Origin of the sequence: Rhizobium grahamii CCGE 502, from assembly GCF_000298315.2 — a bacterium.
Lineage (GTDB): Bacteria > Pseudomonadota > Alphaproteobacteria > Rhizobiales > Rhizobiaceae > Rhizobium > Rhizobium grahamii.
The window spans coordinates 318,989-331,745 of record NZ_AEYE02000029.1 but is presented as its reverse complement, the minus strand read 5'-3'; the positions used below and the strand labels follow the sequence as shown (position 1 = coordinate 331,745).

The window sequence follows — 12,757 nt, the reverse complement described above, 5'->3', positions numbered from 1 at the left end:
CATTCTCCCCGTCGGCATTTCTATGCCGCCTGATTCTGCGCAATCAGTCTTAGCAAACTATCTGGATTCCCAAAGCCCCCCGACTTGACCGCGCAGCGCAGACACAAGCCATCGGCTGTGGTAACCTCAAACCACGGAATCCCTGCTTCGATCTCGCCCTTTGGTCTCAGGGTACGAATTCCAAGTTCGCGAAAAACCGCCAGCGCGGTATCGCCGCCGCCGACCATCAGCAGCTCCGGACGCGTCGCGTCAATGACTGACCTTACGCCTTTGGCGAAGCGGTCGGCAACTGCCGCAGCATCGCTGGCCATCTCGCCGCTGCAGCGCGTGAGCATTGGCAGGCCCAGCCGCTCCCCGAGTGTCAGCGCGCCCATGGGCGCGTCGATCGTCGCGGCCAAAGCGCCGGAAGCTTCGAGCATTGCCATCTGCACTGCCGTGATCGGATCGCGAGAGCCGAAGGCAAAGACCGTTCGTGGGGACGCCACAAGGGTTTCGCTTACCCGGTTTGGTCGACCAATCTTGCGGGCAAAAGCAAGCCCAATGCCCCTGGCGCCGACGGCAAGGCTTTTTTTCCAGTCATAGGCGTCAACCACCCGGTCGAGATCGCCATCGGTTTCGGCATCGCGAACGAACACCTGGCGACCGCTGGTCTCGAAGAGGACAGCGATGGGCAGCGGCCGGTCAACGCCGCGACCGACGACATGAGCATTTCGAGTAGGCCGTTCCTGATCAGGAATGGCGGGCGCCACCACGATCGTCTCGTGTCCGAAGACGGTGGCTAGGGCTTGGCTTTCCACCGCGACATTGCCCTTGAGGCGAGAGTCGATCTTCTTGAGAACGATACGAGGCGAGGCGGCAAGAAAGGCCTTCGCCGCAGCGCTGACCCTCCTTGCCGCTTCCTCCTCCGGGAGAGCCCGTGAGGCCGTGTTGATGACAACCACATCGCAACCGCTGGCGAGAGCGTCGGCAATTGCGTCGACCTCGATCGCGACCGCGACTGACAGCCCGGCGTCGACAAACGGTGTTCCCGTGTCGAGCGCACCGGTCAGATCGTCAGCGATGACCGCGACCTGAAGCGTCATGCATTTGTTCCCGTGTTGACCGCATGGCAGGCGACGAGATGGCCGGGCCTTGCTTCCTTCCACTCGGGGATCATCTTGCTGCAAACTTCCATGGCGATCGGGCAACGGGTATGGAAGCGGCAGCCGGTCGGTGGACTAAGCGGGCTCGGCACATCGCCCTGCAGGATCTGGCGCTTGCGAGTACGCTCCAGCTCCGGATCGGTTTCCGGAACGGCGGAGAGCAGCGCTTTGGTGTAGGGGTGCAGCGGGTTCTCGAACAACTCCTCGCGGGTCGCAAGTTCGGCAAGACGACCGAGATACATGACGCCGACGCGTGTGCTGATATGGCGTACGACCGCCAGATCGTGGGCGATGAACAGATAGGTAAGCCCGTATTTTTCCTGCAGGTCGAGCAGCAGGTTGATGATCTGCGCCTGAATGGAAACGTCGAGAGCGGAGATCGCCTCGTCGCATACGATGAACTTCGGCTGACAGGCCAGCGCCCGGGCGATGACCACGCGTTGACGCTGGCCGCCCGAGAGCTCGTGCGGATAGCGTTGCGCAAAACGCGTCGGCAGACCGACATCGGTCAACAGCGTTGCGATCCTGTCCTTCAGTTCGGCCTTGGTGCAGAGCTTGTGGAACAGGATCGGCTCGCCGATCGCTTCACCGATCGTCATGCGCGGATTGAGGGTCGAATACGGGTCCTGAAAGACGATCTGCAGATCGCGACGGAACGGCCGCATCTGCTTTTCATCAAGCGTCGCCAGATCCTGCCCCTTGTATACGACCTTGCCCGATGTCGCTTTGTAGAGGTTGAGGATGGTGAAGCCGGTCGTCGACTTGCCACAGCCGGATTCACCGACGAGCGAAAGCGTCTCGCCTTCCATGATATCGAGGTTGACGTTGTCAAGCGCATAGACCGTTGCCGCACGCTCGCCGAAGGCGCCGAGCTTGACATGGAAATGCTTAACCAGGTTTTCCACCTTGAGAAGCGGTTGTGCACCCATCACGCAGCCTCCTGCATCTTCTGGACAACAAAACAGGCGGCCCGGTGATTTCCGGCTCCGGCGAGCGGCTCCAGTTTCGGCACGCGCTCGTGGCACACCGGTTCGGCCAACGGACAGCGTGGCGCAAACGGGCAGCCCTTCGGTCGGCGACCGGGTTCCGGTGGCGTTCCACCGATGGAGGAAAGTCGGCTTGCCGGTGCATCGGAGAGCTTCGGAATAGAGGCCAGAAGGCCGCGCGTGTAGGGATGGCTCGGGCGCGCATAGAGTTCGTCGACCGGCGCATCCTCGACCACGGTTCCGGCATAGAGCACGGCGACGCGATCGACGAGACCGGCGATCAGCGCCAGATCGTGCGTGATCCAGACAACGGACATGCCGAGCTTGGCACGCAGATCCTTCACCAGGTCGACAATCTGCGCCTGGATGGTCACATCGAGCGCGGTCGTCGGTTCGTCCGCAATCAAGAGCTTCGGATTGCAGGCAAGACCGATCGCGATCATGACGCGCTGGCGCATGCCGCCCGAAAGCTCGTGCGGATAGGCTTGCAGCCGCTCTTCCGGTCCGGGAATGCCAACGAGCCGCAGCAGTTCGACAGCCCGCGTGCGGGCCTGCGCCTTGCTCATCTTGCGATGATAGATCAGCGGTTCGCAGATCTGGTCACCGATGCGCATCACGGGATTGAGCGATGTCATGGGATCCTGGAAGACGAAGCCGATGTCGCCACCACGCACCTTGCGCAGTTCTTTGTTCGACATCTTCTGCAGATCGTTGCCGTCGAAGCTTGCGGAGCCCTTGGTGACCTTGATCTTGTTCGGCAGCAGCCGCATCAGGCTCAGCATGGTTAGGCTCTTGCCGCAGCCGGATTCACCGACGACGCCTAGCGTCTCGCCCTTGTTGACGTGGAGATCGATCCCGTCGACGACAACGGCAGGTCCATTGCGCCCATCGATTTCGACCGTCAGGCCGCGAACGTCGAGCAGTCGTTCATTGGATTTGGTTGTGTTCATCACTTGCTGCCCCGCGGATTGAGTGCGTCGTTGAGGCCATCGCCGAGGAAGCTGAAAGCAACCGAGGCAAGGCCGAGAACGGCTGCCGGTGCGGCCAGCAGATGGGGATAGTGCTGCCAGACGCGCAGGCCATCCGAGATCATGTTACCCCAGCTCGGGGTCGGCGGATTGACGCCGACGCCTAGGAAGCTGAAGGCGCTTTCCAGAACCATGGCGGTGCCGAGACCTGCGCTGACGGAGACGATCAGCGGACCGAGCGCGTTCGGCACGACATACCGCTTCATGATCACCCAGTTGGAGAGGCCAAGCGCCTGCGCCGCGGTGATATAGGGACGGCTGCGGATCGACAGCACCTGTGCGCGAACGAGACGGGCGTAAGGCGGCCAGGAGATCAGCGCCATCGAGCCGAACACAAGGAAGAAATCCACCCAGATCGTCTGCCGATAGAAAGGATTGAGGGTCGCCATGTATTGCGCCTCCATCCATTTTGCGATCGGCGTTTTCAGCGAAGCGTTGATGACGACGACGAGCAGCAGGTTCGGCACCGACATCGTCACGTCAGTCAGCCACATGATGGCGCTATCGAACGGGTTGCCGAAGAAGCCGGCGATGGCACCGAGCACGAGACCGATCGCAACGGCGATGAAGGTCACGACGATAGCGACCAGGAAGGCCGTGCGCGTTCCGAAGACGACGCGGCTGAAAACATCGCGACCTAGATCATCGGTACCGAACAGGTGGTGAAGTGACGGAACCGCGTTTCGCGCCTGCAGATCCTGCGTCAGATAATCGTAAGGCGTCAGGTATGGACCGAAGATTGCGGTGAAACCGAGGATCAGCACGACAACCAGACCGAAAAGGGCAAGCTTGTTGCGCTTCAGACGGTACCAGGCGTCACGCCACAGGTTGACCGGCGGCTCTTCCTGCGTTGCTTCGATCGTGGAGAGAGGGATGGCGGACATGGTCAGCGGCTCCTTCTTGCATCGTTGGCGCGCGGATCAAGCAGCGGATAAAGCACGTCGACCAACAGATTCGACGCCATGACCAGGAATGATCCGATCAGGGTGATCGCCAGGATGACGGGATAGTCAGAATTGGTCAGCGCCTGCACCGTCAGGCGCCCGAGGCCCGGCAGACCGAAGACGAGCTCCACGAAGATCGCCCCGTTGACGATGGTGATCATGATCAGGCCGAGCTGGGTGACGACAGGCGTCAGCACCGGGCGCAGGATGTGGCGCAAAGCGACGACGATCTCAGGCACGCCCTTGGCCCGGGCCGTGCGCACGAAGTCCTCCGAAAGCACCTCGATGACGGCGGCGCGAGTCTGGCGCACGATCAGCGCGATCGGCTGGAAGGAGAGAACCATCAGCGGCAGCAGGATACGTACGTCGAAGACGCCGCCCCAGCCATAGGGCACCTTGATCATCGGCAGCAGCACGATGAGCGCGACCATCAGCAGCGGACCGGCGACATAGGCGGGGATCGCCCACAGAAAGAGCGCGCTGCCAAGGATCGTGTAGTCGAGCCGTGTGTTCTGGTTCAGCGCTGCGATCATGCCGAGCGGAATGGCGACGACGGCGGTCAGAATGATGGAACAGAGCGCCAGCTGGAAGGAAACGGGAGCGGCGGCCGAAACCATGGCCCAGACCGAGCGGCCCGAGGTCAGCGAATTGCCGAACTGGCCATGCAGAATGTTCCAGATGTAAAGGCCGAACTGCTCGATGAAGGGCTTGTTCAAGCCAGCGCTCTCGCGGATGGCTTCGATGCGCTGCGGGTTATAGGCAACATCGCCGGGTGCGCGCAGAAAGATCAACTTGATCGGATCGCCGGCGCCGTAGAAGGCCAGCGCGTAGACCGCCAGCATGACTATCAGGACGGACGGAATCCAGATGGCAAACCGGGTTAGCACGTAGCGTAACAAGGTCATCTCCCACCGGTTGGCAGACACCTTTCCGCATCAACGCGGACATGCGATGTCTTCTTGAAACTTGCGCGAAGGCCTTGCGGTCTTCGCGCGGTTGCTAATTTGCCAGAAGGCTATCTATTCGTGACGTTCGACGGCTCAGCCGACGGAAATGTCCCAGGGCGCAACGACCTGCCAGTCGAGGTTCTTTTCCATGCCCTTGACCTCCTTGGTGGCCCAGCGCGACATCGCCTGAGAATACCACGGAATGAACGCCCAATCGTCACGGAATGCCTTCTGCGCATCCTGAGCGAGCTTGACGCGCTGCGGATCGTCGGCAGCCTTCGTGGCCGCTTCGGCGAGAGCAGCGTCGACCTTCTCGTTCTTGTATCCGCCAAGCTTGTTCTGCGCGTTCGACGAGGTCGAAGCGATGCAGCCCGCGAGATAGGAGACAGCGTCCGGCACGCGCGTACCGACGTCGTCACGGAAGATCTGAACGGCGTTTTGGTCAGGACCGGCGTAGGAGTCCTGCTGCGGCTTCATGTCGACGGCGGTGATGCCGAGATTCTGGCGCCACTGCTCGGCAATGAACTGGGCGGCAGCTTCGATCGCCGGCGCCGAAATGCCGACGAACAGGATCTTCGGCAGACGCTCGGGACCACCGTAGCTCGACTCGGCGAGCAGCTTCTTGGCGGCTGCCGGATCGTACGGGTAGGGCTCGAAGCCGGAATTGTCGGCGCCGGGCACGGAATTGAGGATCTGATCCGCCTTCTTGTGCGGACCATCAGGATAGGACGCCTTGAAGAGACCGTCGCGGTCGATCGCCATGATCAGTGCCTGGCGGACCTTGGGGTCGTCCATCGGGGCACGAGTGACGTTGAACCAGAAGTGCTGGCTGGTCGGGATCAGCGGACCGGAGGAGAATTCCGGACCGAGGTCCTGGATGATGGTGGAGGTCACGAGTTCGGTGTGAGCGTTGAACTCGCCCGAATTGATCAGCGAGGTCGCGGTGACGTTGTCTTCCACCGAGGTGATTTCGATGCGCGCGAGCTTCGGCTTCGGCCCGAAGAAGTTCTCATTCGGTTCGAAGACCAGCTTGCCGGCATCGATGTCGAGGCTGGTCAGCTTGAACGGGCCGGAGAAAACCGGCTTGCTGTCAGGCTTGTACCAATCGGCAACTTCTTCGCCGTCACTGCCGCGCGACTGCGCCGCCTTGGTGATGGGGGCAATGTGGTTGGCAAGACGCATGAAGAAGATCGGGTCGACTTCCGTGAGCGTGACGACAACAGTGCCTTCATCGGGCGTCGCGACGCCGGTCAGTTCGTTGCCGGAGCCGCCGCTGATTTCCTTGTAGCCCTGAACCTTGGCCAGCACTTGGTCGGCGCGCTGGCTCTTCGTATTGGGCATGGAGGCAACTTCCCAGGAGCCCTTGACATCAGCCGAGGTGATTTTGCTGCCGTCGGAGAAGACCGCCTTGGGGTCGATCTTGAAGGTCCAGACCTTGTTGTCAGGCGAATCCCAGCTGGTGAAAACGTATGGCTTGATCTTGCCTTCGCTGTCGAAATACATCGGCGAAGCCCACCAGATCGAGTTCCAGCGGAAGGGGCGCCCGCCGCCGCGCAGCGGTGACCAGTCTTGGTCGAAAGCCGGATGCGCGGCCTTGAGGACCTGTCCCTCATCGGCGAAGACGATCCGGGCGTTCATCCCGAATACGGTGAGGCCAACGCCAGCGGCGAGGCCGAGCTTCAAAGCCTCGCGGCGTGACATCTGCGTTCCCTGCGCAGATTTCCCTTCATTGCGGTCAGTCATAGTGTCCTCCCATGGCAAAATTGATGGCGTCTCCACTTTCCACTCTATCCCGAAAGTGCATCACGACATGGCGCAGACACTCGCTCGATAATGTAAATATGTCAATCAAAATTAATCCATGTCTTGAGTTTGAGAAAGGCATTAAATATTTTCGTTTTTATTTTCAGTATGTTATAAATATGGCGAGCTGTTGCCGCACATTGTCATATTGACAACATCTGCTGTGAGGAAGATGAAAACCGCATCTCGCGGGCTCGAGTTCCCGCCTTGGCCGCCAGCTGTGCGGCGTTCATCCGAGGAGGACGATATGAACGATCACAAGATTTCAGGTGTATTCAGCGCGGCGACGACCCCGCTCAACGCGGACGGCAGCCCGGACCTGGGCCTTTTCACCGAGCACTGCCAACGCCTGTTGCAGGAAGGATGTCACGGCGTCGCGCTGCTTGGCACGACCGGCGAAGCAAATTCCTTCTCCTCCAGCGAGCGCCGGTCGATCCTCGAGGCAGCCCTCAAGGCAGGCGTGGCCGCCGACAAGCTGCTTCCCGGGACTGGTGTCGTAGCCACTCCCGAAACGGTGGAGTTGACCAAGCATGCGCTCTCGCTTGGCGTGACAAAGGTCGTGATGCTGCCGCCGTTCTACTACAAGGGCGTATCCGACGACGGGTTGTTTGCTGCCTATTCGCAGGTTTTGGAAAAGATCGGCGATGTCAGGCTGCAGGTCATTCTCTATCATATCCCGCAAGTCTCAGGCGTTCCGCTTTCGATCCCGTTGATCGGCAGGCTGATCGAAGCGTTCCCGAACACGGTCGTTGGAATCAAGGAATCCGCAGGTGATTTCAATAACATGCAGGCGATCATTGCTGCTTATCCGGGCTTTTCCGTGCTGGCCGGAGCTGATCCACTGCTCTTGCCGCTCTTGAAGGCGGGAGGTGCAGGCTGCATCACGGCAACCTCCAATCTCGTCGCGGACTCGCTGCGCACCGTATACGACAAGGTCCACGATGAGGCGTGCGCCGGCGAGGTCGAGATTGCCCAAGCTCGCATCAATGCCTATCGAACGCTCTCTAACTCCTATGTCCAGATTCCGACGATCAAGGCGATGGTCGGCCTCAAGACCGGTAACGCAGCCTGGCGGCGGACCCGTGCGCCGTTGATGCCAATCAGCGACGCCGACTATGCGGCGCTTTCCGAAGCCTATGCCAAGCTGCCGTGAGGGACGGAACATGAGCTTTACAGGTTTGCCGCCCGAGGCGGTTCCGGCGTTGATGACCGGGGACATCGCTGAGCATTCCGCCGAGAAGGGTCGTGCTGAAGCGTATCTACCCTCTCCCTGTATCCAGAACCACGCGGCCAATCTCGCATTTCTGCCAGATGGAACCCTGACTTGCGTTTGGTTCGGAGGCACGATGGAGGGAATGGGCGATATTTCCATTTACATGTCGCGGCTGGCGACGGGAGCGGCGTGCTGGTCGCAGCCGGAGAAGATGTCGGATGATCCAACGAAATCCGAACAAAATCCTTTGATTTTCAATGCGCCAGACGGAAAAGTCTGGCTACTTTATACCTCGCAGACCTCGGGCAACCAGGACGGCTCGATTGTAAAATGTCGTACCTCGGAGGATGGCGGAAAAACGTTTGGAGACGTGCGTGTTCTCTGTGACATTCCTGGAACGTTCGTGCGCCAGCCGATCATCTTCAATAAGACCGGCACCTGGCTGCTGCCGGTCTTTCGCTGCATTGGATTGCCCGGAGAACGCTGGACGGGAGACGTCGATACGGCGGGCGTGCTGATCTCGCGCGACGCCGGCAAAAGCTGGGTCATGACGGAGGTTCCGGATAGTATCGGCGCGGTTCACATGAATATCGTGCCGATCGACGGCGACAACTTTGTGGCCTTCTATCGCAATCGATTTGCCGAATCGATCTTGTCCAGCCGCTCGAGTGATGGCGGTGCGCATTGGAGCGCGCCTCGACCGATTGATCTGCCGAACAATAACTCGTCAATCCAGGCGACGCGACTGGAAAATGGCATGATCGCAATGGTTTACAACCATTCCAATGCCTCGACCTCGGATGCGCGCCGCCAGTCGCTTTACGATGAGATCGAAGGCGACGAGGAGACAAAGGTGGCGCCGGTGCAAACAAGCGAGCGACGCAAGGCTGTCTGGGGCGTCCCTCGCGCGCCGCTCAGCCTCGCTCTCTCCGGTGATGGTGGCGTAAGCTTTCCCCGACGTGTCGATCTTGATACCGGTGACGGATACTGCTTGAGCAACAACTCGAAAGACTCGGTGAACCGTGAGTTTTCCTACCCCTCGATTATTCAAGGGGCTGATGGCGTGGTGCATGTCGCCTACACTTATTATCGCCGCGCCATAAAATACGTGCGGCTTTCCGCTGATGCGATAGCGTAACGCCCTTCATAGGTTGTCAGTTGTGAATTTTCCTCGATCCGATTCCACTTCTTGACGAAAGAAGTGGGTTGGATCGCGCGCTCATTTAACAACTTCCGATGATCTTAGGGCCATTCGGCCCCCAACTCCACCTCAGTGCCCCCAATTGCCGGTTCTCGTAATTTTTATTTGCGAAATCAGTAATTTGAATGGTGAAACGGCATTGATGGCGTGCGGACGTGATTGGCAAAAGCGCGATTTCCTCGTCGCGGACGATCTGACTGCTTGCCAGATGCAGTAGCATTGTATAACAAATTTACATCTTATGCGACGGAGATAAGTCGCCAGCACTTGCAGGGAGGAGTGGTCCAGTGGTCAGCTTGGATTCGCCTATCACAATCGTCCGGCCGCATCTGATCGAGTTCGGCGTCGGCACGGCAGAGCGGCTCGGCAAGTGGGCGAGCGAGAAAGGCTACAGCAGGATTCTCGTTATCTCCGACGCCTTCAACGCGACGCGCGTCGATACGCTTGCCCTCAAGGGCGACGTCACGGTGTTTGCCGATGTAACCCCAGAACCGGATACTGCCAATCTCGACAAGGTGCTGGCCGTGGCCAATGCGGCTGACGCCCAACTGGTGGTCGGCTTCGGCGGCGGCAGCGCCATGGACCTTGCCAAGCTTGCTGCCGTGCTTGCCGGTTCGTCGCAGACATTGCATGAGGTCGTGGGGCCGAACAAAGTCAAGGGACCGCGCCGTGTTGCGCTGGCACAGGTGCCGACGACGTCAGGCACTGGCAGCGAGGCCGGCATCAGGGCCCTCGTCACCGACCCCACGACGATGGCCAAGCTTGCCGTCGAGAGCATGCATATGCTGGCCGATATCGCGGTTGTCGATCCGGCGCTGACCTTCAGCGTGCCCGCGCGCACGACCGCGGCAACCGGTGTCGACGCGATGGCGCATTGCGTCGAGGCTTTCACCAATCGCAAGGCGCATCCGATGATCGACCTTTATGCGATCGAAGGAACGCGGTTGGTCGGAAAGTATCTTGCTCGCGCCGTTCAGGATGGCTCCGACGCCGAGGCGCGTGCCGGCCTGGCGCTTGCGTCCCTTTATGGAGGCTTCTGTCTCGGCCCGGTCAATACTGCCGGTGGTCACGCGCTTGCCTATCCGCTCGGCACGCGTTGGCATGTGGCGCATGGCGCGGCAAATGCGCTGATCTTCCCTCATGTGCTCGCCTTCAATACGCCAGCGGTACCTGAGAAGACCCGTATCATTATGGAAGCTTTGGGTCGCCAGAGTTCAGTCCATATCGAGTCTGTTTTCGATGCCGCCTATTCCTTTTGCGCCGAACTCGGGATTGAGATGAAGCTCTCTGGCCTCGACGTGCCGGAAAGTGATCTGGATGCGATGGCTGACGATGCCTTTGCCATCCGTCGCCTGCTGGACAACAACCCGCGCGACCTGTCGCGCGCCGATATCCGCTCGATCTACCAAGCCGCTTTTTGAGGCCGCTTTCATTCAAAGAGGACCGTGAGTGATGGACAGGAATGCGAAAGTTGCCGTGACGCTCGGCGATCCGGCCGGTGTCGGCCCTGAGGTGATCGTCAAGGCGCTTGCCACGATGCCGGAACAGGAGCGGCGCGATTTCGTCATCGTCGGCAACACGGAAGCGCTCGAGCGTGCCAATCGCGCTGCAGCAACCGGGCTTTCCTTCGCGCCGGCAGATACAGCTGGTGCGGGCAAGATCGCCGTCGATGAGGTCGAGCTCGGTGCGCCGCTGCCGGAGATCGGCAAGGTCAGTCCAGTCGCGGGCGACGCATCGGTGCGCTACATCAGCCGTGCCGTCGATCTTGCGATGTCAGGCAATGCCGATGTCATCGTCACCGCGCCGATCAACAAGGAAGCGATGAATCTTGCCGGCCATCATTATGACGGTCACACCGGCCTGCTGGCGCATCTCACCGGTTCGAAGAGCTCGTTCATGCTGCTCGCTTCGGAGCGGCTGAACACCATCCACGTTTCTACCCATATCTCGCTGAAGGGCGCTATCGAACGCGCCAAGACCGAGCGCGTTCTGGCAACGATCGAGGCGGGACACAATCATTTCATGCGCCTGGGCAAAAAGGCGCGGATCGCGGTTGCCGGCCTCAACCCGCACTGCGGCGAGAACGGCTTGTTCGGCACCGAAGATGCCGAGTTCCTCGCGCCTGCCGTCGAACTGGCGCAGGCGAAGGGCATCGATGTCGTTGGTCCAATCTCGGCCGACACGGTCTTTGCCCGTGCCTATAATGGTGCCTTCGATCTTGTTATCGCCCAGTATCACGACCAGGGCCATATCCCGATCAAGCTCATCGCATTCGACACGGCGGTCAACGTCTCGCTCGGCTTGCCGATCGATCGCGTGTCGGTCGACCACGGCACGGCCTTCGATATTGCCGGCACTGGCAAGGCAAACCACGTGAATATGCTCTCAGCCATCGCCTATGCGCGGCTTATGGCGCGGTCTCCACGCCAGCGGGCGGCTTAGGGCGTCGGTTCTTGCGGCATTGTGTGGGTGGTGCCGTTGGACCGCCTGCTGCTTTGCTCGTTGGAGGAGTTGAGCGATGGAAAAGACTGTTGTCATTCTCGGTGGCGAATTGGCGCCCGAAGGTCGGGCGCTTTTGGAAAATGCTGGGGTACGCGTCATCGCCACGCCGCCCTACATCGACCGGCAGGCCGTCATCGAGGTCATGAAAGCCACAAGCCGGATGCAGTCATCGTGCGGCTGCTCGCCGATTTGCTTGGGGCCGAGGAAATGCAGGCCGGCGGAAAGCTCCGACACATCGCCAAGCACGGGGTCGGAACGAACGACATCGACGTGAAGGCGGCCACAGCGCTCGGCACCCCCGTGTCGATGACGACGGGCAGCAACGGACACTCGGTGGCCGAGCATGCGCTCGCGCTGATCATGGCACTTGTCAAGGACTTGCCGCGCCAAGATGCGCTCATCCGGGACGGTATCTGGGACAAGAACCAATATAACGGGCGCGAGTTGCGCGGCCAGCGGCTTGGTCTTGTCGGGTTTGGCTTCATCGGCCAGACGCTCGCCCGGATGGCGGGCGCCATCGGGATGATCGTCTCGGCCTTCGATCCACATACCCCCGGTCACGCGTTTCACGATGGGGTCACCCGAGAAACCGACCTGGATACACTTATTGCGAACTCCGACATTGTCAGCCTCCACTGTCCGTTGACGCCGGAGACACAAAACCTCATCGATGCTCGCCGCATCAGGCTGATGAAGCGGGGCGCGCTATTGATCAACACGGCGCGCGGCGAAGTGGTCGACGAGAAGGCATTGATTTCCGCGCTTGAAGATGGGCACCTCGCCGGAGCCGGATTGGACAGTTTCGCCGTCGAGCCGCCCGGCATCGACAATCCCCTATTCCGACTGCCGAATACGCTGGTGACCCCGCACGTCGCCGGCGTCACCCTCGACGCGAAACGCGCCGTGTCGATCATGTCTGCCGAGAACGTGCTTGCGGCGTTCGATGGCAAGACATTGGAACCCCGCTTTCTCGCGCGCTGACCGGCTCGCT

General features: G+C 60.4%; 11 protein-coding genes. 5 read left to right on the top strand and 6 right to left on the bottom strand.

Annotated elements, in window-relative coordinates; translation table 11 throughout:
- Window positions 1-20 precede the first annotated feature (20 nt).
- From RGCCGE502_RS23475 to RGCCGE502_RS23450, 6 genes are all read right to left on the bottom strand, one after another.
- Window positions 21-1,082 carry a four-carbon acid sugar kinase family protein gene (locus RGCCGE502_RS23475; RefSeq protein WP_016556693.1) on the bottom strand — a complete coding sequence of 354 codons (1,062 nt, stop codon included), beginning with the start codon at window positions 1,080-1,082 and terminating at the stop codon, window positions 21-23.
- The gene (locus RGCCGE502_RS23470; protein ID WP_016556692.1) at window positions 1,079-2,071 is read right to left on the bottom strand and encodes an ABC transporter ATP-binding protein; all 993 of its coding nucleotides are present in this window, start codon (window positions 2,069-2,071) and stop codon (window positions 1,079-1,081) included. Before RGCCGE502_RS23470 ends, RGCCGE502_RS23475 begins: the two co-directional genes overlap by 4 nt.
- On the bottom strand, window positions 2,071-3,078 hold the full coding sequence (locus RGCCGE502_RS23465; RefSeq protein WP_016556691.1) for an ABC transporter ATP-binding protein: 1,008 nt from the start codon (window positions 3,076-3,078) through the stop codon (window positions 2,071-2,073). The genes RGCCGE502_RS23470 and RGCCGE502_RS23465 overlap by 1 nt, the downstream gene beginning before the upstream one ends.
- Window positions 3,078-4,040 carry an ABC transporter permease gene (locus RGCCGE502_RS23460; protein ID WP_016556690.1) on the bottom strand — a complete coding sequence of 321 codons (963 nt, stop codon included), beginning with the start codon at window positions 4,038-4,040 and terminating at the stop codon, window positions 3,078-3,080. Before RGCCGE502_RS23460 ends, RGCCGE502_RS23465 begins: the two co-directional genes overlap by 1 nt.
- Window positions 4,041-4,042: 2 nt before the next feature.
- The gene (locus RGCCGE502_RS23455; protein ID WP_040675537.1) at window positions 4,043-4,999 is read right to left on the bottom strand and encodes an ABC transporter permease; all 957 of its coding nucleotides are present in this window, start codon (window positions 4,997-4,999) and stop codon (window positions 4,043-4,045) included.
- Between the two features lie 141 nt (window positions 5,000-5,140).
- Window positions 5,141-6,790, bottom strand: a complete 1,650-nt coding sequence (locus RGCCGE502_RS23450) for an ABC transporter substrate-binding protein (RefSeq protein ID WP_016556688.1) — start codon at window positions 6,788-6,790, stop codon at window positions 5,141-5,143.
- Between the two features lie 307 nt (window positions 6,791-7,097).
- Between RGCCGE502_RS23450 and RGCCGE502_RS23445 the strand changes: the two genes are divergently transcribed.
- From RGCCGE502_RS23445 to RGCCGE502_RS23425, 5 genes are all read left to right on the top strand, one after another.
- Window positions 7,098-8,003, top strand: a complete 906-nt coding sequence (locus RGCCGE502_RS23445; RefSeq protein WP_016556687.1) for a dihydrodipicolinate synthase family protein — start codon at window positions 7,098-7,100, stop codon at window positions 8,001-8,003.
- A 10-nt stretch (window positions 8,004-8,013) separates the two neighbouring features.
- Complete coding sequence (locus RGCCGE502_RS23440; RefSeq protein WP_016556686.1) at window positions 8,014-9,201, top strand: sialidase family protein; 1,188 nt, start codon at window positions 8,014-8,016, stop codon at window positions 9,199-9,201.
- A gap of 350 nt (window positions 9,202-9,551) precedes the next feature.
- Window positions 9,552-10,685, top strand: a complete 1,134-nt coding sequence (locus tag RGCCGE502_RS23435; protein WP_016556685.1) for an iron-containing alcohol dehydrogenase — start codon at window positions 9,552-9,554, stop codon at window positions 10,683-10,685.
- A 31-nt stretch (window positions 10,686-10,716) separates the two neighbouring features.
- Complete coding sequence (pdxA, locus tag RGCCGE502_RS23430; protein ID WP_016556684.1) at window positions 10,717-11,706, top strand: 4-hydroxythreonine-4-phosphate dehydrogenase PdxA; 990 nt, start codon at window positions 10,717-10,719, stop codon at window positions 11,704-11,706.
- Window positions 11,707-11,937: 231 nt separating this feature from the next.
- Window positions 11,938-12,747, top strand: coding sequence for a hydroxyacid dehydrogenase (locus tag RGCCGE502_RS23425; protein ID WP_016556683.1), 810 nt, complete (start codon window positions 11,938-11,940; stop codon window positions 12,745-12,747).
- Window positions 12,748-12,757 lie beyond the last annotated feature (10 nt).

What these genes read in the sequence shown, in the direction of transcription:
- RGCCGE502_RS23460 (WP_016556690.1), bottom strand. Translation starts at nt 4,040, where the DNA reads ATGTCCGCCATCCCTCTCTCCACGATCGAAGCAACGCAGGAAGAGCCG.
- RGCCGE502_RS23440 (WP_016556686.1), top strand. Translation starts at nt 8,014, where the DNA reads ATGAGCTTTACAGGTTTGCCGCCCGAGGCGGTTCCGGCGTTGATGACC.
- RGCCGE502_RS23450 (WP_016556688.1), bottom strand. Translation starts at nt 6,790, where the DNA reads ATGACTGACCGCAATGAAGGGAAATCTGCGCAGGGAACGCAGATGTCA.
- RGCCGE502_RS23475 (WP_016556693.1), bottom strand. Translation starts at nt 1,082, where the DNA reads ATGACGCTTCAGGTCGCGGTCATCGCTGACGATCTGACCGGTGCGCTC.
- RGCCGE502_RS23465 (WP_016556691.1), bottom strand. Translation starts at nt 3,078, where the DNA reads ATGAACACAACCAAATCCAATGAACGACTGCTCGACGTTCGCGGCCTG.
- pdxA (WP_016556684.1), top strand. Translation starts at nt 10,717, where the DNA reads ATGGACAGGAATGCGAAAGTTGCCGTGACGCTCGGCGATCCGGCCGGT.
- RGCCGE502_RS23470 (WP_016556692.1), bottom strand. Translation starts at nt 2,071, where the DNA reads ATGGGTGCACAACCGCTTCTCAAGGTGGAAAACCTGGTTAAGCATTTC.
- RGCCGE502_RS23445 (WP_016556687.1), top strand. Translation starts at nt 7,098, where the DNA reads ATGAACGATCACAAGATTTCAGGTGTATTCAGCGCGGCGACGACCCCG.